The organism is Mycobacterium colombiense (assembly GCF_003284935.1).
GTDB lineage: Bacteria > Actinomycetota > Actinomycetes > Mycobacteriales > Mycobacteriaceae > Mycobacterium > Mycobacterium arosiense_A.
Genome location: NZ_QMEV01000050.1, coordinates 1 through 20,600, shown reverse-complemented (window position 1 = coordinate 20,600; position 20,600 = coordinate 1). Strand labels below are relative to the sequence as shown.

Sequence of the window (20,600 nt, the reverse complement as noted above, 5' to 3'; positions counted from 1 at the left end):
GCGGAATTTCGCGCTGAAATTCGCAGTGCGGTTACGCTCGCGGTCTCCCGAGAATTCTCGAAAGCGCTTGCCGCAGCTCCGCTTCGGGGTCGGCGGGAAGTTGCTCGGCGCGCCACCCGACGAAATCGTCCGGGCGGATCAGCAGTGCCCCATCCGGTGCGAGGCCGGTGGTCTCCGCCCATTCGTCGCTGTAGAAGCGATGCGTCGCCAGCGAGGCCGAAGCCGCTGCCGCACACCATCGCTCGTCTCCGGACAGCACGGTGAATTCGGGCCCCAACAGATCGAGTGTCGAGACCCCCGGGCGCACCCAGACGTGCGGCACCCGCGTGCCCGGTTGCGCGCGCAATTCGTGCACCAAGCCGCCGCCGTCCGCGTCGCTGGCCACGATCGCGGGCGAGCGGTACCGGTATCCGATGAGCAGGTCGAACATCGAGCACTCTTCGCCGGCCGGCAGTTGCGGGGCGTCACCACCCGCCCGCAGCAGGGCCGCCGACGGCCCGGTGAGCGATTGGCGGGCGGCGAAGCGGCCCACCGGATGACGCTCGGCGTGATAGGTCGCCAATAGATCCGGTGCGGCCGTGCCGTGTAGGACGGCGGCGAGTTTCCAGGCCAGGTTGTGTGCGCTCTGAATCGCGGTGTTGGCTCCCCCGGCCTTGAACGGCGGCATGGTGTGCGACGAATCGCCGACGAGAAAGGCTCGCCCGCAATCGAATTGATCTGCCACTTGCTCGTAGGGCTGCCACGCCGCGACCTCGATGATGTCGATGTCGATCGGCTCCCCGACCGCCTTGGTGAGCACCTGGCGGCAGCGCTGCGGGGTGAACTGTTCGGCCGTCTCACCCTCGCCGGGAAAGTAGGTGGTGATGAACATGCCGAGGTCGCCCTCGGCGACCAGGAATATGCCGTCCACGTCGTCGTTTCGGACCTGCACGCCATCGCCATCGTGCAGCTCCGGGATGAAGCGGCGCCACGGCGCTCGGAAGTAGATGAACACCACGTAGATCGGCAGCGCGCCGTAGCCGGATGTGCTGATGCCCAGGGATTTACGGATCGGGCTGTGCACGCCGTCGGCGCCGACGAGATAGTCGGCGCGGACGGTCTGCGACTCCCCCGACTCCGCGTCGCGCACCACCGCGGTCACCCCCGCGTCGTCCAGCTCGAACGAGGACAACTGGGTGCCGTAGCGCACCTCGTTGCCGCCGCGCCGCGCCGCCCCGATCAGGATCGGCTCGAGCCGGCTCTGCGGGCAATACTGCGCCGCCGGCTCGGGGCTGAGCGTGTCCAGGCCCGCGAAGATCGCCTCGACGTCGAGCGCCGGCTCTTGCACGGCGCTGTTGAGCGTGGACCTGACCACCAGCGCCGAGACGTGCTCGGCGACCGCGCGCACCTCGTCCCGCAGACCGAGTCCGCGCAGGATCTCCGAGGTTCGGAAACTCAGGTTGCGGGCCTTGGGATACAGGAAGAACTCCGGTCGTTTCTCGACCAGCAGCGCGCGGACGCCGTGCTGCGCCAGCAGCGCCGACGTGGCCAGTCCGCCGACGCCGGCGCCCACGATCAGTACCGGGACTCGAGTAACCATCGGACCTCCCTCCACCACCACACCATAAACTGACAGTCTCTATCATAAGATACTAACTATCAATACTGGGCGGGCGAGAGCGAGGCCTCGGGCCTAGCCGAAGCGCGCCAGAAACTCCTCGGCCACGGCGACCACTCGCTCCCGGTCCCGGGCCACCAACCCGATCCGCGTGCGCCGATCCAGGATGTCGGAGACATCGAGTGCGCCCTCGTGCGTTATCGCGTATTCGAATTCAGCTCTGCTGACGTCGATTTCGTCCGCAACCGGCGCGGTCGGTCGCTCGCAGGCCGCGGTGGCAACCACCTTGGGCGCCTCGGCGCCGAAGCGCTGCACCAGTGAATCCGGCACCCCGGCGGCGGATGCCGCGATCACGCCGGGATTGGCCGGCGCTCCGATCAGTGGCAGGTTGCGGGTTCGGCACTTCGCGGCGCGCAGTCGCCGGACCCGGACGGCGCGATCCAGCACGTCCTGCGCCATGTAACGGTATTCGGTCAGCTTGCCGCCGATCACGCTGATCACCCCGGACGCCGATTCGACGACGGCGTGTTCGCGCGAGACGTCGGCGGTGCGACCCTCGCCGGTGTCGATCAGTGGCCGCAATCCGGCGTACGCGCCGATCACGTCGGTGGCGGTGAGCGCGGTCCCCACTGCGGTGTTGACGGTGTCGAGCAGGAACGCGATCTCGTCGACCGACGGTTCGGGCACATCCGGGACGGGACCGGGAGCCGCCTCGTCGGTCAGCCCCAGATAGACCCGGCCCAGTTGTTCGGGCATCGCGAACACGAAGCGGTTGAGCTCCCCGGGGATCGGAATGGTCAGCGCCGCAGCCGGATTGCCGAAGGCCTCAGCGTCGAAGACCAGATGCGTGCCGCGACTGGGCCGCAGCCGCAACGAGCCGTCGACCTCACCCGCCCACACCCCGGCCGCGTTGATGACCGCGCCCGCCGAGATGTCGAACGACTCACCGCCGCGCATGTCGGTCAGCCGCACGGAGGTGCCGGTGGCCCGCGACGCCGACACATGGGTCAAGATTCGCGCGCCGTGCTGCGCCGCGGTGCGGGCGACGGCGGTGACCAAACGAGCGTCGTCGATCAATTGACCGTCGTAGGCCAGAAAGCCCCCGTCCAATCCGTCACGGCGCACGGTCGGCGCCATCTCCACGACGCGCTGTGCCGAAATGCGCCGCGAGCGCGGCAGTGTCGAGGCGGGGGTGCCGGCCAGGAACCGCAGCGCGTCGCCGGCCAGGAAGCCGCCGCGCACCAGGGCCCGCTTGCCTCGACTCATCGACGGCAGCAACGGCACCAACTGCGGCATCGCATGAACCAGGTGAGGCGCGTTGCGCGTCATCAGGATTCCGCGCTCGATGGCGCTGCGCCGGGCGATGCCCACGTTGCCCGTCGCCAGATAGCGCAGTCCACCGTGGACGAGCTTGGAGCTCCAGCGGCTGGTACCGAAGGCCAGATCGCGTTTCTCCACCAGCGCCACCCGCAGCCCGCGCGCGGCGGCATCCAGCGCGATCCCGGCGCCGGTGATGCCACCGCCGATCACCACGACGTCCACTGGCTCACCGTCGGCGAGTGCGGTCAGGTCGGCGGCGCGGCGCGCGGCGTTCAGGGCGGTCGGATCAGGTATCACGACAGGTATCCGTTCAGCGAGTAGGCGAGCTCGGTGGTTAGCGCGTCGCCGTCGAGCATCGGCTCGACGATCCGGGCCGACTGGATGGTCGACTGCGCGATCAGCAGCACCATGGTCGCCATCTGGACCGGGTCCCCGAGCCGGACGCTGCCGTGGCGCTGGGCCACCCGCAGCCGCGCGGCAAGGGCGTCGATCAGCATGCGCTGGCTGGTCCCCAGGCGTTCGGTGATGTACGTCGACGCGAGGTCCGAGTGCAGCACCGACATCACCAATCGGTCGGCACGCAACAAGTCGGCCGCCGCAACTATCTGTCGCACAAGCGATTCACGGTCGTCTCCCAACAACGGCGCGTCACGCATCACCTCGGTGACGTGCTGGGTCAGTAGCGCCGCCACGATCGACTGCGTGTCCGGCCATCGCCGGTAGACGGTCGGCCTGCTGACCCCCGCTCGCCGGGCTATCTCGGCGAGGGTCACCCGCTCCACGCCGAAATCCACCACGCAGCTGGCCGCGGCCGCGAGGATGCGTTCTCCGGTATCCAGCTCGTCGTTACGGATTGACAACATGTGTAATACTGTAACGCATGACGCATCCCCAGGGGCTCCGCCCGCCGATGAAGTGGAACGCGTGGGGCGATCCCGCCGCGGCCAAGCCGCTCTCGGAGGGGATCCGGTCATTGCTGCAGCACGCCGTGGGGGTCGAGGGGTCCCGCACGGCCGAACTGCGCTCCGAGGAGGTGGAACTGCGGCCGTCGTCGTTGTCGGCGGCAGATCGGCAAGCGCTGGCTGCCATCGTCGGCGCCGAGCATTGCCGCACCGCCGATGCCGATCGGTTGCTGCACGCGGGCGGCAAGTCCACCATCGACCTGCTCAACCGCGCGGATCGCGGCCCGCAGGATGCGCCCGACGCCGTGCTGCTTCCCGGCGATGACGACGCCGTGGCCCGCGTCCTGCGCTACTGCTCGGAACACCGCATCGCCGTCGTCCCCTTCGGCGGAGGAACCAGCGTGGTCGGTGGGCTCGATCCCGTCCGCGCGGAGTTCTCCGCCGTCGTCTCGCTGGACCTGCGCCGTTTCGATCGATTGATCACGCTGGACGAGGTGTCCGGTCAGGCGGTCTTCGGGGCGGGAGTCACCGGACCGGACGCCGAACGACTCCTTGGTGCGCAAGGCTTTTCGCTCGGTCATTTTCCGCAGAGCTTCGAGTACGCCACCATCGGCGGCTTTGCCGCGACCCGCTCCTCGGGGCAGGACTCGGCGGGCTACGGCCGGTTCAACGACATGGTGCGGGGCCTACGCGTGGTCACGCCGGTGGGCACCATGGACCTGGGTCGCGCACCGGAATCGGCCGCCGGACCCGACCTGCGTCAGCTGTTGATCGGCTCTGAGGGCACTCTGGGCGTGATCACCCAGGTGCGGCTGCGGGTGCACCGCGCCCCGGAAACCGTCCGCTACGAGGCGTGGTCGTTTCCCGATTTCCAGACCGGGGCCGCGGCGCTGCGCGCCGTCACCCAGAATGCCACCGGCCCCACGGTCATTCGGCTCTCCGACGAGGCCGAGACCGGCGTCAACCTGGCCACCACCGAGTCGATCGGCGAATCCCAGATCACCGGCGGATGCCTGGCCATCACCGTGTTCGAGGGCACCGACGACCACGTCCAGAGCCGGCACGCCGAAACGAGCGCACTGCTGGCGGCCCAGGGCGGAACCTCGCTGGGCGAAGGTCCGGCGCGGGCCTGGGAGCGCGGGCGCTTCGGCGCGCCCTACCTGCGCGATTCACTGCTCGCGGCCGGCGCGCTGTGCGAAACGCTAGAGACCGCCACCGACTGGTCGAACATCCCCGCCCTGAAAACCGCTGTGACCCAAGCACTTACCGACGCGCTCGCCGCGACCGGCACGCCCGCTCTGGTGATGTGCCACATCTCGCACGTCTACCCCACCGGCGCCTCGTTGTACTTCACCGTCGTCGCCGGCCAGCGGGGCAATCCGATCGAACAATGGAAAGCCGCCAAAAAGGCCGCGTCGGATGCCATCATGGCCACCGGCGGGACGATCACCCACCACCACGCGGTCGGCGTCGACCATCGACCGTGGATGCGCGACGAGATAGGCGAGCTGGGAGTGCAGGTGCTACGCGCGGTCAAGGCGACATTGGATCCGGCCGGAATTCTCAATCCCGGCAAGCTAATTCCGTGACACCGCTGCGTCGCCGAGAAATCGGCAAGGTGATCGCGCTGACCAACCCGGTGTCGGGGCACGGCGCCGCGGTACGCGCCGCCCAGCTCGCGATCGCCCGGCTACACCGCCGGGGTGTGGAGGTCGTCGAAATCATCGGCGACGATGCGCAAGACGCGCGCCATCTGGTCGGAGCGGCCATCGAGAAGGGCACCGACGCGGTGATGGTGACCGGGGGCGACGGCGTCGTTTCCAATGCCCTGCAGGTGCTGGCGGGCACCGACATTCCGTTGGGCCTGATTCCGGCCGGCACCGGGAACGATCACGCCCGTGAATTCGGCATCCCCACCAAGGACCCCGAGGCCGCCGCGGACATCGTCATCGACGGGTGCGCGGAATCCATTGACCTGGGCCTGATTCGGGATGACGGCGGCGGCGAGAAGTGGTTCGGCACCGTGGCGGCCACCGGCTTCGACTCGCTGGTCACCGATCGCGCCAACCGGATGAGCTGGCCGCACGGGCGGTTGCGGTACTACGTCGCGATGCTCGCCGAGCTGTCCCAATTGCGGCTCTTGCCATTTCGCTTGGTGCTCGACGGCACCAAGGAGGTCGACGCCGATATCACGCTGGCCGCCTTCGGCAACACCCGCAGCTACGGCGGTGGGATGCAGATCTGCCCCGGCGCCGATTACACCGACGGCCTGCTGGACATCACGATGGTGCACGAGGCGTCGCGGACCAAATTGGTCCGCCTGTTTCCCACCGTGATGAAGGGGACTCACGTCACGCTCGACGAGGTGAGCACGGCTCGGGCCACGTCCATTCGGGTCGAGTGCCCCGGGATCAATGTCTACGCCGACGGCGACTTCGCCTGCGCGCTACCGGCCGAGATCTCGGTGGTGCCGGGCGCGGTGCAGATCCTGCGCCCGGCCAAACGATAGGGCCGGTCTCTGAGGACCATGATCGCGCACTCGAAAGCGCTAGCGGATGTGCTAGCGCTTTCCAGAGTCGTCCGCTGCTTCCAGAGAGGCGCGACCACGCTGCCGATCGGCTAACCGACCCCCCGGCTGAGCCAGGTCACCTCGCCGACGTCGCCGCCGTCGCGGTAGGCCTCGAGCGCCTCATCCCAGGCGGTGCCCAGCACCGAGTCGAGTTCGGCGGCCAGGGTGTCGGCGCCCTGGGCCATCATCGACCGCAGCCGCATCTCGCCGACCATGACGTCGCCGTTGGCGCTCATCGCCCCGCTCCACAGGCCGAGCTGTGGGGTGTGGCTGAACCGGTGGCCGTCCACGCCGGGGCTGGGATCCTCGGTGACCTCGAAGCGCAGCACGGACCAGGACCGCAGCGCGTTGGCCAGCTTGGCGCCGGTGCCCACGGGCCCGACCCAGTTGGTGACCGCGCGCAGCTGACCGGGCATCGCCGGCTGGGGCGTCCAGGTCAGATTCGCCTTGGCACCCAGGGTCGACGACAACGCCCACTCGACATGCGGGCAAACCGCCGCGGGCGAAGCGTGCACGTACACCACGCCTGTCGTCACGTCGGCGAATTGATTCGACGCTCGCATTTCCTGCTCCTTCGGTTCCACGAGGGACGTCTTCCCCAACGACCTGCGGACCCGACAAACAGGGCAGCTAGCTCAAAATCTTCATTTTTTCTGTGTCGTGCGTGTCTATTGTGCCTTGTGATACCCCTGTTGCGCTAGTGTGCATTTCCCACTAGCTGTAATCGGCTATCACGGCGTCGGAAATCGCCGGCCACGGCCGCAGCGCCCACTCCCCGAAATCGCGGTCCGTCAGGACCACCAGGGCCAGCTCTTTTTCGGGATCTGCCCAGATGAAGCCGCCCGCCTGGCCGAAATGGCCGTACGTTCGCGCCGAGTTGCGCGCGCCCGTCCAGTGCGGAGTTTTGCCGTCTCGGAGCTCAAAACCCAGACCCCAATCGTTGGGCCGCTGCACCCCGTAACCGGGTAGCACCCCGTCCAGACCGGGAAATTGCACCGTCGTCGCCTGGGTATGCAGGGCTTCTGAGACCGTCACCGGCCGCAGCAGGTCCCCCGCGAACACCGCCAGATCCGCCACCGTCGACCGCGCCCCGAAACCGGCGGCCACCGCGCCGCCTTCCAAGCGCGTGGCCGCCATGCCGAGCGGTTCGCACACCGCCTCGGTCAGGTAGCGAGCGAACTCGATGCCGGTCTCCCGCTCCACGCTCTGGCCCAGCACGGTGAAGCCCTGGTTGGAGTAGATCCGGCGGGCGCCGGGCGCGGCCAGCACCCGGTCGTCGTGCATCGACAGGCCCGAGGTGTGGGCCAGCAGATGACGGACGGTCGCGCCGGGCGGGCCGGCCGGCGTGTCGAGGTCGAGCGCGCCCTCCTCGACGGCGACCTGCACGGCCCGGGCCGCCAGCGGCTTGGTCACCGAGGCCAGCTCGAACACCCGCGCGGTGTCGCCGTGGCTGGCCAGCACGCCGCCCGGCCCCACCACCGCCGCGGCGGCGGCCCCGACCGGCCAGTCGTTCAGGGCATCGAGGGCCGCCATCACTTCCGGGCGATGTAGTAGTTGTTGATCGGGTCCGACTCGATCTCGGCCACCCGCACGTCGTCGAATCCGGCGTCGCCCAGCATCGAGACGGCCAGTTGCGTGCCCCAGGCGGTACCCAGTCCGGCGCCGTCCAGCGCCAGCGACACCGTCATGCAGTGCATCAGCGACGTGGTGTAGAGGTAGGTGCTCATCGGCACGCCGATGTTCTCCTCGAGCCGGCTCGACGCCTTGATGTCGGCCATCAGCAGCACACCCCCGGGCCGCAGCGCCCGGTAGATGTTGCGCAGGACTTGCGCCGGCTGCGCCTGATCGTGGATGGCGTCGAAGACCGTGATGACGTCGTAGGCCTCCGCCTTGTCCAGCTCGGCGAGATTGTGGCTTTCGAAGGCCGCGTTGGACAGCCCCCGCTCGGCGGCCTCCCGAACGCCGGTGGCGATGGCCTGCTCGGAAAAGTCGATGCCGGTGAAGCGGCTGGCCGGAAACGCTTGTGCCATCACGTTGATGGCGTGTCCGCTGCCGCAGCCGAAATCCGCCACGTCGGCGCCGGACTGCAGCCGCTGCACGAGTCCGTCCACCAACGGCAGCACCACGTCGACCAACGCGGTGTCGTAGACCACGCCGCTCTGCTCGGCCATCAACGCGTGGAAGCGGGGAAACTCGCTGTACGGCAGCCCGCCGCCGGCGCGGAAGCACCCGATGATCTTCTGTTCGACCTCGGCGAGCACCGGGACGAGCAGGGTCACCAGGGCCAGGTTGTCCGGTCCAGCCGCGCGGGTCAGCACGGCGGCGCGCTGCGCGGGCAACGAGTAGGTGGCGGCGTCGGGGTCGTAGTCGACGACGCGTCCGGTCGTCATGCCGGCCAGCCACTCTCGGACGTAACGTTCGTTGAGCCCGGCGGCCTCGGCGATCTGCGTACTGGTGGCCGGCGCCAGCCCGGCCATCGTGTCCAGCAGACCGGTCTGATGCCCGATGCTGAGCAACAACGTCAGGCTGGCGCCGTCGATTGCCGCGGTTATTCTTTCGGTGAATTCTTCGGTGCTTTCCAAAGCCGTCACGCCCACGGACGCTACACCCGTTCATGGGTGGACAGCCCGCCGAAAGATGTATGGCGGCGAACCCCTAAGTTGGAGCTCATGAGTCAGACAGTGCGCGGCGTGATTTCACGCAAGAAGGGCGAGCCGGTCGAGTTGGTCGACATCGTGGTCCCGGACCCCGGTCCCGGTGAGGCTCTGGTCGACGTCATCGCCTGCGGGGTGTGCCACACCGACCTGACCTACCGCGAGGGCGGCATCAACGACGAGTACCCGTTCCTGCTCGGCCACGAAGCGGCCGGCCGGGTGGAGGCCGTCGGGCCGGACGTGACCGCCGTTGCGCCGGGCGACTTCGTGATCCTGAACTGGCGCGCGGTGTGTGGGCAGTGCCGGGCCTGCAAGCGCGGCCGCCCGCACCTGTGCTTCGACACCTTCAACGCCACCCAGAAGATGACGCTGACCGACGGCACCGAGCTCACACCCGCGCTGGGCATCGGCGCGTTCGCCGACAAGACGCTGGTGGCGGCCGGGCAGTGCACCAAGGTCAATCCCGAGGCCGACCCCGCGGTCGCGGGCCTGCTGGGCTGCGGTGTGATGGCCGGCCTGGGCGCGGCGATCAACACCGGCGCCATCACCCGCGACGACACCGTCGCGGTAATCGGTTGCGGCGGTGTGGGCGACGCCGCGATCGCCGGCGCGGCGCTGGTGGGTGCGCGGCGGATCATCGCCGTGGACACCGACAACACCAAACTGGACTGGGCCCGCAAGTTCGGCGCCACACACACCGTCAACGCCCGCGAGCTGGACGTGGTCAAAACCATCCAGGACCTCACCGACGGGTTCGGCGCCAACGTGGTGATCGACGCGGTGGGCCGGCCCGAAACCTGGAAGCAGGCCTTCTACGCGCGCGACCTCGCCGGAACCGTTGTGCTGGTTGGGGTTCCGACACCCGACATGCGCCTGGACATGCCGCTGGTGGACTTCTTCAGCCACGGCGGGGCATTGAAGTCGTCGTGGTACGGCGACTGCCTGCCCGAGCGCGACTTCCCCACGTTGATCGACCTGTATCTGCAGGGCCGGCTGCCGCTGGAGCAGTTCGTCTCCGAGCGCATCGGGCTAGAGGGCATCGAGGAAGCATTCGAGAAGATGCACGGCGGCGAGGTGCTGCGCTCGGTGGTGGTGCTCTGATGGCGGGCATCGAACGGTTGGTCACCCACGGCACCTTCGAACTCGACGGCGGCAGTTGGGAAGTCGACAACAACATCTGGATCGTCGGCGACGACTCCGACGTCGTGGTGTTCGACGCCGCGCATTCCGCCGAGCCGATCCTGGCGGCCGTCGGTAAGCGCAATGTGGTCGCGGTGGTGTGCACCCACGGCCACAACGACCACGTCACCGTGGCGCCCGAACTGGGCGCCGCCCTCGACGCCCCGGTGCTGCTGCACCCCGCCGACGACGTGCTGTGGCGAATGACGCACCCGGACAAGGACTTCCGGCTGATCGCCGACGGCGACACGCTCGATGTCGCCGGCACCGAGCTGCTGGCGCTGCACACGCCCGGCCACTCCCCCGGATCGGTGTGCTGGTATGCCCCGGAACTGGGGGTCGTCTTCAGCGGGGACACCCTGTTCTCCGGCGGCCCCGGCGCGACCGGGCGCTCCTATTCGGACTTCGGAACCATCCTGCAGTCGATTTCCGGTCGGCTCGGCACGCTGCCCGGCGACACCGTCGTGCACACCGGCCATGGCGACAGCACCACCATCGGCGACGAAATCGTGCACTACGAAGAATGGGTGGCCCGCGGCCACTGATCCGCTGCCGAGCTGACCACCGGCGCGGCCACTATCGTTGATCCATGCCGCCCGAACCCCGGATGCCCGAATCGAGCATTGTGGTGCGGCCCGAGCCGTCCTACACCGAGGCGTCGCGGCTGCGGGCCGCCGGTTTGGCGCAGGCGATCGCGGTGTTCGAGCGGGCCGCCGAACAGGTGGCGCTGCCCAAGCCGCCGCAACCGATCGTCATCGCCGACTACGGCGCCGCCAACGGCCACAATTCGCTGCGGCCGTTGTCGGCGGGCATCGCGGTGCTGCGCCGGCGCACGCGACACGACCACGCAATCCTGGTGGCGCACACCGATGTACCGGGCAACGACTTCGCGGCGCTGTTCGAGACGGTGGCCGACGACCCGGAGAGCTACCTGCACTCCGACACGGCGACGTTCACCTCGGCGGTCGGCCGGTCGTTCTACGACCAGATCGTGCCGTCCAAGACGGTCAACCTGGGCTGGACGTCGTGGGCGACCCACTGGCTGCGCCGGACACCGTGCGAGGTGCACGATCACGTGCACGTCTCGCGCACCAAGGACGACGCGGTGCAGGCGGCGTACGCCGATCAGGCCGCGCTGGATTGGCATAACTTCGTCGCGTTCCGCGGACGCGAGCTGGCTCCCGAGGGCCGGCTGGTGGCGTTGACGCTGGCCGCCGACGAGGACGGGACGGCGGGCTTCGCCCCGCTGCTCGATGCCATCGTCGCGGCGCTGGCCGATCAGGTGCGCGACGGTCTGCTGCGCTCGGATGAGGTGCGGCGCATGACGATTCCCACGGTCGCCCGGGCCGAAAAGGACTTCCGCGCCCCGTTTGCGCCGAAGGGGCGGTTCGAAGGCCTGATGATCGAGCACCTCGAGATGTTCAACGCCGAGGATCGATTCTGGGCTCGCTACCAGTTGGATCACGACGCCGAGGCTTTCGGCGCGCAGTGGGCGGCCTTCGCCCGGTCCGCGCTGTTCGGATCGCTGCTGACCGCACTCGACGGCGGGATCCGCGACGAGCGGGCCACCCGCTTCGCCGAGCAGCTGGAGCGCGCCGTGGCCGATCGCCTGTCAAGCGCACCCGAGCCGATGCGGATCCCGCAGGCCTTGGTCGTGCTGGTCAAGCGCGACGCCTCGCGCCCATGAGAGTTTCGGCATAACCACGCAGCGGGTAACCCCCTGCAATCGTCGAACCTGCGACTGCAAGGGGGTAGACGCATGAGCGTGCAGGACGATAAATCGGCTGATCAAGACGACGAGCAGCGGCTGACCGAGAAGCCGGAGCCTGACGAGGACGACAAACAAGAGGCCGCCAAGATGATGGAGGCCTACGAGGACAAACCCACGATCGTGTTGCCCGGCACCGGCGGAAGCGTATCCGGCACGGCGGTCAACGAGTGGCTCGACGAGGATGGCAATCCCAAGCACGAAGAGCCCGAGGGCGGGGGTTCGGGCGAGGGCTCGCAGGCCGAGACCGAGGCCGACGAGGGGCGCGACGAACAGGAACTGAAGGACCAGATCGAAAAGGACAAGGCCCTCAACGAGAAGCTCAAAGAAGCCGCCCAGGAAGAGAACAAGGGCGAAAAGGGTTGAGCTGAGCCGGAATTCCCGGTTCCGACCGGCTCAGTGAGCGGGGATGGGCCCTAGCGCCGTGATGCCCAGGTTGCCCTCGATCTCCTGAAGGATCTGGTTGACCCGGTCCAGGCCGGGAATAGGCGCGTCGACGCCCGGAATGGGTGGCACCACCGGCGGGGCCGCCACCCGGTGCGGGGTCGCCGGACGCGCCGGTGGAGGCGCGGCCTGCGGTGTCGCCCGCGGCGTGGTGGTCGTCGGGGTCTCGGTCTCGGCCGGCGGGGCGGTGTCCGAGGTGGACGGCACCGGGACGTCCGGTGGCGGCGGTGCCGGCTCTGCGGTGGCGCTCTTGGGAGCCGGCGGCGGGGCCACCGGTGTCGAGCTCACGGCCGGCGCCGGAGAGGTCGCCGCCTTGTTGTGCGAGCTCAGTCCGATCGCCACGGCGGTGCCCACCAGCAGCACGGCCGCGACGGTGATGACGATCGCGGCCGCCGGCAGCAGATGCCACCGGAACAACAGCCCTTTGCGCTTGGGCGTCTCGGGTGCGGGGTCGGGCGCCAACGCCGGTGGGCCAGCCGTCGGATACCCAGTCACGGCGGCGGCGCTGACCCGCGAGTTGTGACCGGTCGCCGACCAGGCGCGTGCCATCTCCGCCTGCGTCGGGTCGGGCGGCGGCGCTTGCGAGGTGGCGGTCGCTTCCGGGCGCGGGTCCGGGCGCACCGCCGCCCGGGCCGTGGCGGCGGATATGGCGGGCGCCGAGAGTGTGGCGCCGGCATCACCGGGGCCCTGCGCCATCCGCAGCGCGGCCCCCACGGCGGCCGCCAGTTGAGGGCGCGGCGTGGTGGCGACGGGAACGCGGAAGTGCCGCGATAGCGTGGTGGTCACGGTCGGCAGGTTCGCCCCGCCACCCGTCGAGACGATGGCGACGAGGTCACGAATCCCGTTGTGCGTCAACGTTTCGTCCAACAGCGCGATCATGCCGCTCAGGGAGGGCCGGATGGCGTCGTCGAGTTCGTGTCGGCTGATCCGGATTTCGCCGCGCGTTCCGGTCAGCCCGTCGGTCAGCGTGGCCGTCGTGCGCGAGGACAGCTGTTCCTTGGCGGAACGGCATGCGCTGCGCAGCCGGCTCAGGGAGCCGATCGCCGCGCTGCCCGTGGGGAACGCCCCGGTGGTCGGCATGTTGGCGATAACGACGCTCAGCAGTGCCTGATCCATCAGGTCGCCGGAGAAGTCGCGGTGCCGAACGGTCGGTGCCAACGCGTGGTAGTCACCGTCGGCGCGCAGCAGCGTGATGTTGGTGCCACTACCGCCGAAATCGCAGACCGCGACGGTCCCGCTCGGCGGAATGCCCGGGTTGGTCCGCACGGCGAGCAGTGTGGCGGCGGCGTCGGGAATCAGCAGGATGGGACGCGCTCGTTGCGACCATTCCGGAGTCTCACCCAGCGCGGCGCCAAGGGCGTCCACCGCGTGCGACTCCCAGTGCGCCGGATAGGTGACCGCGATGTTGTCCGGCAGGGGCCGGCCCCCGGTGGCGGCGTAGGCGAGCGCGCGCAGCCCATCGGCCACCAACATCTCGCTGCGGTGCACCGAGCCGTCGACCGCCACGACGGGTCGCGGGTCGCCGACGCGGTTGACGAAGCCGGTGATCACCACTCCGGGCCCCTGCAGTCTGGGATTTTCCGCGGGGACGCCGATCTCGGCGAGACGATCCGGATACAACGTCAGGACGGGTTTGCGGGTGATGGCGTTGTCGGAGGTCACCGCTGCCAGGTTGGTGGCGCCGATCGATAAGCCCAGCGCGGTCCCGACTCCATCACCCATTGGAAATCCCCGTATCCGCAGCACCGACTCGCATCCGGCTAGCCGTTATTGTGCCGCCCCAACCTGTATTGCGGGTCTGCGGCGGCTATGCGCCCGCTGTGCGCCGGTCACCGGATGTTGCCTTCGCCGGCGATGAGCGGCAGGTCGAGCGGGGTGACCCAGCCGGGTCGCAAATCGTTGACCGCCGGCACGGCGTTGAGCGCCCGCAGCCCGGTCGCCAGGCAGCCGGCAGCGGCCGCGTCGCGGCCCGAACCGTCGGTGAACCGAAACGCGGTCTCCTGAAAGATGCTCGGGGTCCCCTCGATGTCCACCCGGTAGACGTCATTGTCGTGACCCGTCGGCCAGTCCGGGGCCGCGTCCAAGCCGATGCGGTTGACGTGTTCGAGCTGAATTCGGGTCTCGCCCTGGTAGACACCGTTGATGGTGAACCGGACCGCGGCCACGTGCCCTGGCTTGATGACGCCCCTCGCCGAGTTGCGCTCCGTCGGGGTCACCCACTTGTCCCAGGTGGTGGTGATTTCGTCGAGCATGATGCCGGCGGCGTGCGCGATCATCGGGACGGTGGCGCCCCACGCGAAGATCAGCATGTCGCGGTCTTCCAGCATCGGCTTGAATTCGGGCTCGCGGCCGATGCCCATCTCGAATTCGTAGTCGCCCTCGTAGTTGGTGTAGTCCAGCAGCTCCGACGCGCGGACCCGCCGCACCTCGGAACACAGGCCCATCAACGTCATCGGGAACAGGTCGTTGGCGAATCCCGGATCGATGCCGGTGGTGAAGCAGGACGACTCCCCCAGCTCGCACGCCTCGGTGATCGGCTGGATCCAGTTCGGCGGGTTGAGGTGCATGGTCGGCCATACCCACGGCGTCATCGCCGTCGAACACACGTCGATGCCGGCGCGCAGGAACCGGGTGATCAGCGAGATGTTCTCCTTGGCGTGCATCGCCGTCGGGCCGTAGTGGACCAGCGCGTCGGGTTTCAGGGCGATCAGGGCCTCGACGTCGTCGGTCGCGGCGATGCCGACGGGTTCGGGTAACCCGCAGATCTCGCCGACATCGCGCCCGACCTTGGCCGGGTTGCTCACGCCGACGCCCACCAACTCGAACAACGGATGCTTGACGATCTCAACGATCACCATCTTGCCGACGAAGCCGGTTCCGTAGACCACCACACGCTTCGAGCCGTGTTCCGCCATGCTTTGACGCCACCTTTCCGCCTCACCGGCCCCCGCTTCGGGCTTCACCATAAGCTTCCCTACCGCCGCTCGTGGTGACACGATGCAATTCATGACGAAGCACCTCGCCGGACCTTCGGTCCTGTTGGCCGTCGGTTTCGGATTCGCGAACGCATGCGGCGTGGCCGACGCCCTCCCCCAGATGCCGAAGGTCCGCTACGAGATCAACGGGCCGGCGGTCGCCGAGTTCATCTACTACCAAACCGACAACGGCCAGTTGCACCAGGTGAATGCGCCGCTGCCCTGGTCGACGGAGTTCACCGGCTATGGCGGCGAGGTGTTCACCGTCAGCGCTCAGGGACCGGGCCCCATCTCCTGCAAGATCCTGCTCGACGGCAACGTGGTGAGCGCCGCGACGGCAACCACGGGCACGCCCGCCCGGACCATCTGTACGCACTGACCCAGCGCTCCCCCTTTCACGACGAAGGAGGTCTAGGTGAGCCTCAAGACGGGTCCCAAGAAGGGCTTGGCGCCGCGGACGAACGGGACGCCCCCGCCCGACATTGCGCTCGCCGACATCCATCTGGAGTCGCTGGCCTTCTGGGAGTTGGACGACGACTTCCGCGACGGCGCCTTCGCCACGCTGCGCCGCGAGGCGCCGATCTCGTTCTGGCCCGCGGTCGAGTACGAGGGCTTCGAACCGGGCGACGGGCATTGGGCGCTGACCAAACACGACGACGTGCATTTCGCGAGCCGCCACCCGGACATTTTCAGCTCCAGCCCCAACATCACGATCAACGACAACACCCCGGAGATCAGCGAATACTTCGGCTCGATGATCGTGCTCGACGATCCCCGACACCAGCGGCTGCGCTCGATCGTCAGCCGCGCGTTCACCCCGAAGGTGGTGGCCCGCATCGAGGCCTCGGTGCGGGAGCGGGCCCGTCGGCTGGTCGCGTCGCTGGTCGCCAACCATCCCGACGGGGAGGCCGAGCTGGTCAGTGAGCTCGCCGGCCCGCTGCCGTTGCAGGTCATCTGCGACATGATGGGCATCCCCGAAGAGGACCATCAACGCATATTCCACTGGACCAACGTGATTCTCGGGTTCGGCGACCCCGACCTGGCCACGGATTTCGAGGAATTCCTTCAGGTTTCGATGGACATCGGCGCCTACGCCAGCGCGCTGGCCGAAGACCGGCGGTCCAATCACCACGACGATCTGACCACCGCCCTGGTGGAAGCCGAGGTCGACGGGGAACGCCTGTCCTCCACGGAGATCGCGTCGTTTTTCATCCTGCTGGTGGTGGCCGGCAACGAGACCACGCGCAACGCGATCAGCCACGGCGTGCTGGCGTTGTCGCGCTATCCCGCCGAGCGGCAGAAGTGGTGGTCGAACTTCGATCGCCTGACCCCCACCGCGGTCGAGGAGATCGTGCGGTGGGCCTCCCCGGTGGTGTACATGCGACGCACCCTGACCCGCGATTTCAAACTCAGCGGCACCAAGATGAAGGCCGGCGACAAGGCCACGCTGTGGTACAACTCGGCCAATCGCGACGAGTCGACGTTCGAGAATCCCTGGGTCTTCGACGTGGCACGCACCCCCAATCCGCACTTCGGCTTCGGCGGTGGCGGCGCCCATTTCTGCCTGGGCGCCAACCTGGCTCGACGTGAGATCAGGGTCGTCTTCGACGAATTGCGCCGCGAGATACCAGACATCGTCGCGACGGACGAGCCCGCGCGACTGCTGTCGCAGTTCATCCACGGCATCAAATCACTGCCGGTGGCCTGGACACCGCCGCGGTAGGCGCATCCCAGTTAGCCTCTGTATCAAGGCAATATCGCCTGCTCCAGGCCGATAGGGCATGCGCTATCGGTTTCGGGCCTACGCTGATCGGCGTGACCATTCCCGCGTTTCCCGCCGCTGAGGTGCTGGCCGCCCGCCAGAAACTCGTGCTCGACCACTTCCACGACGAGGTCCGCCACGCCTGGGATGACGTCTTGTCGACCTTCCCCCATCCGCGTTACGAGTTGATCCCGCAGATGCTCGTGCACGACGGCGATGCGGCGGTGCGCGACTACTACGCCTACACGCGGACCGCATTCCCCGATCAGGACCATGAAATCATCGCGCTGCGCCACAGCGCCGATGCGGTGATCGTCGAGTTCTGGCTGATGGGCACGCACCGGGGTTATCTGGGCAAGGTCCCGCCCACGGGCAGCAGGTTCCGGGTCCGCATGACCGCGTACTTCGTTTTCGACGACACGGAAACGCTTGTCTGCGAACGCATTTACTTCGACACACTGACCATGATCAAACAGCTGCTCGGTGGGCTCGACATGAAGAAGCCCGCGAACTGGTGGCTGGCCGCGCGTTGCCTGCGCGGATTCCTGTCGATGTCGTCGGAAAAACCGGACCCGGCGCTGACCCACACCGCCTAAACTTCACCGCTAAGGGGCAAAGGAGGCCGCGATGCGGATTTCACGCCTGCACACGGTGTTCGGGCTGATCGCCGCGGCCATGTTCGGTTCCTGCGCGATGGCCACCGCCGCCCCTTTGCAACCGGGCGCCCATACCGAGAAGTGGATCGACCTGCGGGCCGGCGAGTGCGTCACCGACCTGCCGCCGGCCGACGGAAGTCGCGTCAACGTCACGGTCGTCGACTGTGCGACAGCGCATTTAGCCGAGGTTTATCTGCGGGCTCCGATGGCCGTCGACGCCGCCATCGCCACCGTCGCCAATCGCGATTGCGCCGCCGGGTTCGCCCCGTACACCGGCCAACCCGTTGCTGGCAGCCGGTTTTCGATCACCTATCTCATCGACTCGAATCAGGACCGCACCGGCGCCAACCCCACCCCGAGCACCGTCATCTGCCTGTTGCAATCCGCCAACGGACAACCGTTGACCGGATCCGCGCGGCACTGAGGGCTAGGCGATCACGTAGTCGCTGAGCGGGAATTCCCGGGCTTCGCGCACCGAGTTGAGTGTCGATGTCGGCCGCAGCAGCGATGCCTCACCGCTGGGGCTGAAGTAGTACGAACGCGACGTCGCGCAGTTGCCGGCGTAAAACACCGAATTGTCCAGCCGCTTTGTCATCCGTTCCATGAACCGGTCGGTGGCGTCTTCGGTTACCTCGAAGGTCGTCGCACCGCGACGCTTGACCTCGCCGAGCAACCTGTCCATGTGTCGCATCTGGTATTCGATGGTGTGGAAGAAGGAGAGTCCGGAGAAGGCGAACGGGCTTGCCAGTCCCAGGTAGTTCGGGAAGTAGGGCATGGACACGCCCTGGTAGGCCTGGAACCTGGTCTCTCGCCACCACTTACCCAGGTTGCGGCCCTTGCGGCCGACCACCTCGATGGCCGGGAAGTTGGCCTCCCACAGATCGAAGCCGGTCGCCAGGACCAGGGTGTCGATGACCGTCTTGCGCCCGTCGGTGGTGACGATGCCGTCGGCCTCGATCCGCGCGATCGAGTTGGTCTCCAGCCGCACGTGCGGCTTGGTGAACGCCCGGTAGAAGGTATTGGAGAAAGTGGGACGCTTGCAGCCGAGGTCGTAGTCCGGCGTCAGCTTGGCGCGCAGGTCCTTGTCCCGGATCCACCGGAACCGATTGATCTTCGCCAGGTCGGATGCGGAGATGTTCCCGCGGCCTCGCGACTCGCGAAAGTGCAACGCCCCCACGACCATAATGATCTCGAGGATGATGTCGGTCACCCACCGCAGCGCCCGCTGGGCCGCGGGCACTCGCGCAAACAGGCGCCGCACGGCGGGGGAGAACTCGAAGTCGACCTTGGGTATCACGTGGGTCGCGGTGCGCTGGTAGACGGTCAGCTCTTTGGCCTCTTTGGCCAGCTCCGGAACCACCTGCACGGCGGATGCCCCGGTCCCGATGACGGCGATGCGCCGCCCCTGGTAGCTGTAGCCGTGGTCCCACGCGGTGGTGTGCACCACCTTGCCTTGGAAGCGCGCAATGCCCGGGATGTCCGGCATGCGGGGCTGGGAGAGGAAACCGGTGGCGGTGATCAGGATCCGGGTCGTCAGCGTTTCGCCGCCGGCCAGCGCCACCCGCCACACCTGGGCGTCCTCATCCCACTGGGCGCCTTCCACGGTCGTGTTGAACCGCATGTGGCGGCGCACGTCGTATTTGTCGGCTACGTCCCCCGCGTATTGCTTGACCTCGGCGCCCGGCGCGAACAGCCGTGACCAGTCCGGCTTGGGTTCGAACCAGTACGAGTACGTGGTCGACGGGATGTCGACGGCGATACCGGGGTAGTGGTTGACGTGCCAGGTGCCCCCCAAGTCGTCCTCGCGCTCGAGGATGACGATGTTCTCAAACCCGAGGCGCTTGAGCTGAATAGCGGCGCCGATGCCGCCGAAGCCTGCACCGACGATGATCGCGTCGAAACGGTCCGTGTCCACAGCCTTGCTCCGTGCTACCTGTTTGCATACTTAACGAATCATAAGCTTTCCCTAAGATACGCAACTCTAATAGGACGCCACGCCGCGCGCATCCGAGCTTTGCCAGTATGTGACCTTGCTGACACACGTGCGGTAACTCATCGATGGGTCTATCAGACCCGGCCTCCGCGCCGTCACCTGCGGAAACGCCCCGCCGGCAACGCCGAGGAGGCGACCGGCGTCGAGCTGCGCCACCGATTTAGCTCCGCGCGAAAACCCTGGCGGGCACCCGAGTTCTTATCTTGTGGCCGGTCCAGCGGCAGCCGTTGCCTGCAGTTGGCCCAGGAATTCGTGGCACCGCTGAGCGCGCTCGGAGTCTTGAGCCATCACGTCGCTGAAGAAAGACGCGACTTCATCCAAACCGGCGTTCTTCGCGTCGCGCACATACTGGCCGTAATCATGCCCGGCCTTCAGCGAGTGGTATTGAACGGAAATAAGATCGAAGGTCACGTCGTTGAAACCTGTTTCACCCGTTGCCATGTCGCCACCTTTCAGACAATGAGTGCCGAATCCGGTACTCGCGGTTTCGGGCTACCCGGAATGGACAACATCAAACGACGCCTTAAAGTGTTTTTTGTAGGCAACCCGACTGCGCTACGGGGTCGGTCCGATCGCGGCGACGCTGCCGCTATCCACCGTCAATCGCAGCGCCCCGGTATACAGGAAATCATCACGAAATGGTTGGCAAGTTGACAGTTTGGGAGGGGCTTGCATGGGCATTTTGGACGCCATGATGGCACGTCACATCGTTTGTATCCTTAGTCCAGCAGTAGTTCTCGCAGCGTCGGGCGTGGCCGTTTCGGCCCTGTCCGCTTCCGTG

General features: G+C 67.6%; 20 protein-coding genes. 10 read left to right on the top strand and 10 right to left on the bottom strand.

The genetic code is table 11. The annotated features are described in order from the left end of the window. Positions 1-31: 31 nt before the first annotated feature. From DQP57_RS19500 to DQP57_RS19490, 3 genes are all read right to left on the bottom strand, one after another. Positions 32-1,579: an FAD-dependent monooxygenase gene (locus tag DQP57_RS19500; protein WP_112634380.1), complete on the bottom strand. Its 1,548-nt coding sequence runs from the start codon at positions 1,577-1,579 to the stop codon at positions 32-34. Positions 1,580-1,672: 93 nt separating this feature from the next. Then, entirely contained in the window at positions 1,673-3,214 is a 1,542-nt protein-coding gene (locus DQP57_RS19495) for a glycerol-3-phosphate dehydrogenase/oxidase (RefSeq protein WP_112634360.1), read from the bottom strand. After that, complete coding sequence (locus tag DQP57_RS19490) at positions 3,211-3,780, bottom strand: TetR/AcrR family transcriptional regulator (protein WP_112634359.1); 570 nt, start codon at positions 3,778-3,780, stop codon at positions 3,211-3,213. The genes DQP57_RS19495 and DQP57_RS19490 overlap by 4 nt, the downstream gene beginning before the upstream one ends. 47 nt (positions 3,781-3,827) lie before the next feature. Here DQP57_RS19490 and DQP57_RS19485 point away from each other — a divergent pair, with 47 nt between their 5' ends. After that, positions 3,828-5,408 carry an FAD-binding oxidoreductase gene (locus DQP57_RS19485; RefSeq protein WP_112634379.1) on the top strand — a complete coding sequence of 527 codons (1,581 nt, stop codon included), beginning with the start codon at positions 3,828-3,830 and terminating at the stop codon, positions 5,406-5,408. Continuing rightward, positions 5,363-6,328 (top strand): diacylglycerol kinase, encoded by a 966-nt coding sequence (locus tag DQP57_RS19480; RefSeq protein ID WP_430919759.1) that lies wholly within the window; start codon positions 5,363-5,365, stop codon positions 6,326-6,328. The genes DQP57_RS19485 and DQP57_RS19480 overlap by 46 nt, the downstream gene beginning before the upstream one ends. Positions 6,329-6,438: 110 nt before the next feature. On the opposite strand, the gene DQP57_RS19475 is transcribed toward DQP57_RS19480, so the two are convergent. The 3 genes from DQP57_RS19475 to DQP57_RS19465 all read right to left on the bottom strand — a co-directional run bounded on the left by DQP57_RS19475 (position 6,439) and on the right by DQP57_RS19465 (position 8,979). Next, entirely contained in the window at positions 6,439-6,951 is a 513-nt protein-coding gene (locus DQP57_RS19475) for a DUF3145 domain-containing protein (RefSeq protein WP_083067022.1), read from the bottom strand. 151 nt (positions 6,952-7,102) lie between these two features. After that, the gene (locus DQP57_RS19470) at positions 7,103-7,921 is read right to left on the bottom strand and encodes a serine hydrolase domain-containing protein (RefSeq protein WP_112634357.1); all 819 of its coding nucleotides are present in this window, start codon (positions 7,919-7,921) and stop codon (positions 7,103-7,105) included. Next, positions 7,921-8,979 carry a class I SAM-dependent methyltransferase gene (locus DQP57_RS19465; protein WP_112634378.1) on the bottom strand — a complete coding sequence of 353 codons (1,059 nt, stop codon included), beginning with the start codon at positions 8,977-8,979 and terminating at the stop codon, positions 7,921-7,923. The genes DQP57_RS19470 and DQP57_RS19465 overlap by 1 nt, the downstream gene beginning before the upstream one ends. A 78-nt stretch (positions 8,980-9,057) precedes the next feature. Here DQP57_RS19465 and DQP57_RS19460 point away from each other — a divergent pair, with 78 nt between their 5' ends. The 4 genes from DQP57_RS19460 to DQP57_RS19445 all read left to right on the top strand — a co-directional run bounded on the left by DQP57_RS19460 (position 9,058) and on the right by DQP57_RS19445 (position 12,355). After that, a complete protein-coding gene (locus DQP57_RS19460; RefSeq protein WP_112634356.1) occupies positions 9,058-10,143 on the top strand; it encodes an S-(hydroxymethyl)mycothiol dehydrogenase in 1,086 nt (361 codons plus the stop codon). After that, a complete protein-coding gene (locus DQP57_RS19455; protein WP_112634355.1) occupies positions 10,143-10,766 on the top strand; it encodes an MBL fold metallo-hydrolase in 624 nt (207 codons plus the stop codon). Before DQP57_RS19460 ends, DQP57_RS19455 begins: the two co-directional genes overlap by 1 nt. Before the next feature lie 44 nt (positions 10,767-10,810). Beyond that, the gene (locus DQP57_RS19450) at positions 10,811-11,908 is read left to right on the top strand and encodes an SAM-dependent methyltransferase (protein ID WP_112634354.1); all 1,098 of its coding nucleotides are present in this window, start codon (positions 10,811-10,813) and stop codon (positions 11,906-11,908) included. Positions 11,909-11,980: 72 nt separating this feature from the next. Beyond that, on the top strand, positions 11,981-12,355 hold the full coding sequence (locus DQP57_RS19445) for a hypothetical protein (protein WP_112634353.1): 375 nt from the start codon (positions 11,981-11,983) through the stop codon (positions 12,353-12,355). A 30-nt stretch (positions 12,356-12,385) separates the two neighbouring features. Here the strand turns inward: DQP57_RS19445 and DQP57_RS19440 are convergent, their stop codons facing one another. Together DQP57_RS19440 and DQP57_RS19435 are read right to left on the bottom strand one after the other, a co-directional pair. Continuing rightward, on the bottom strand, positions 12,386-14,155 hold the full coding sequence (locus DQP57_RS19440; protein WP_112634352.1) for an Hsp70 family protein: 1,770 nt from the start codon (positions 14,153-14,155) through the stop codon (positions 12,386-12,388). A gap of 107 nt (positions 14,156-14,262) precedes the next feature. After that, complete coding sequence (locus DQP57_RS19435; RefSeq protein WP_112634377.1) at positions 14,263-15,348, bottom strand: NAD(P)H-dependent amine dehydrogenase family protein; 1,086 nt, start codon at positions 15,346-15,348, stop codon at positions 14,263-14,265. A gap of 91 nt (positions 15,349-15,439) precedes the next feature. Between DQP57_RS19435 and DQP57_RS19430 the strand changes: the two genes are divergently transcribed. The 4 genes from DQP57_RS19430 (at position 15,440) to DQP57_RS19415 (ending at position 18,250) form a co-directional block, all read left to right on the top strand. Beyond that, the gene (locus DQP57_RS19430; RefSeq protein WP_205869168.1) at positions 15,440-15,787 is read left to right on the top strand and encodes an MmpS family transport accessory protein; all 348 of its coding nucleotides are present in this window, start codon (positions 15,440-15,442) and stop codon (positions 15,785-15,787) included. 36 nt (positions 15,788-15,823) lie between these two features. Then, on the top strand, positions 15,824-17,131 hold the full coding sequence (locus DQP57_RS19425; RefSeq protein WP_112634350.1) for a cytochrome P450: 1,308 nt from the start codon (positions 15,824-15,826) through the stop codon (positions 17,129-17,131). A gap of 92 nt (positions 17,132-17,223) precedes the next feature. After that, positions 17,224-17,766, top strand: a complete 543-nt coding sequence (locus tag DQP57_RS19420) for an ester cyclase (RefSeq protein WP_112634349.1) — start codon at positions 17,224-17,226, stop codon at positions 17,764-17,766. A 79-nt stretch (positions 17,767-17,845) separates the two neighbouring features. Next, positions 17,846-18,250, top strand: a complete 405-nt coding sequence (locus DQP57_RS19415; protein WP_240631816.1) for a hypothetical protein — start codon at positions 17,846-17,848, stop codon at positions 18,248-18,250. 3 nt (positions 18,251-18,253) lie between these two features. On the opposite strand, the gene DQP57_RS19410 is transcribed toward DQP57_RS19415, so the two are convergent. Further along, on the bottom strand, positions 18,254-19,741 hold the full coding sequence (locus DQP57_RS19410; RefSeq protein WP_112634348.1) for a flavin-containing monooxygenase: 1,488 nt from the start codon (positions 19,739-19,741) through the stop codon (positions 18,254-18,256). A gap of 276 nt (positions 19,742-20,017) precedes the next feature. Next, entirely contained in the window at positions 20,018-20,260 is a 243-nt protein-coding gene (locus tag DQP57_RS19405; protein WP_112634347.1) for an acyl carrier protein, read from the bottom strand. Positions 20,261-20,600 lie beyond the last annotated feature (340 nt).

Coding starts and splice junctions, on each gene's coding strand:
- DQP57_RS19475 (WP_083067022.1), bottom strand. CDS start 6,951: ATGCGAGCGTCGAATCAATTCGCCGACGTGACGACAGGCGTGGTGTAC.
- DQP57_RS19435 (WP_112634377.1), bottom strand. CDS start 15,348: ATGGCGGAACACGGCTCGAAGCGTGTGGTGGTCTACGGAACCGGCTTC.
- DQP57_RS19440 (WP_112634352.1), bottom strand. CDS start 14,155: ATGGGTGATGGAGTCGGGACCGCGCTGGGCTTATCGATCGGCGCCACC.
- DQP57_RS19405 (WP_112634347.1), bottom strand. CDS start 20,260: ATGGCAACGGGTGAAACAGGTTTCAACGACGTGACCTTCGATCTTATT.
- DQP57_RS19430 (WP_205869168.1), top strand. CDS start 15,440: ATGACGAAGCACCTCGCCGGACCTTCGGTCCTGTTGGCCGTCGGTTTC.
- DQP57_RS19445 (WP_112634353.1), top strand. CDS start 11,981: ATGAGCGTGCAGGACGATAAATCGGCTGATCAAGACGACGAGCAGCGG.
- DQP57_RS19415 (WP_240631816.1), top strand. CDS start 17,846: ATGTTCGGTTCCTGCGCGATGGCCACCGCCGCCCCTTTGCAACCGGGC.
- DQP57_RS19450 (WP_112634354.1), top strand. CDS start 10,811: ATGCCGCCCGAACCCCGGATGCCCGAATCGAGCATTGTGGTGCGGCCC.
- DQP57_RS19490 (WP_112634359.1), bottom strand. CDS start 3,780: ATGTTGTCAATCCGTAACGACGAGCTGGATACCGGAGAACGCATCCTC.
- DQP57_RS19470 (WP_112634357.1), bottom strand. CDS start 7,921: ATGGCGGCCCTCGATGCCCTGAACGACTGGCCGGTCGGGGCCGCCGCC.
- DQP57_RS19485 (WP_112634379.1), top strand. CDS start 3,828: ATGAAGTGGAACGCGTGGGGCGATCCCGCCGCGGCCAAGCCGCTCTCG.
- DQP57_RS19455 (WP_112634355.1), top strand. CDS start 10,143: ATGGCGGGCATCGAACGGTTGGTCACCCACGGCACCTTCGAACTCGAC.
- DQP57_RS19500 (WP_112634380.1), bottom strand. CDS start 1,579: ATGGTTACTCGAGTCCCGGTACTGATCGTGGGCGCCGGCGTCGGCGGA.
- DQP57_RS19460 (WP_112634356.1), top strand. CDS start 9,058: ATGAGTCAGACAGTGCGCGGCGTGATTTCACGCAAGAAGGGCGAGCCG.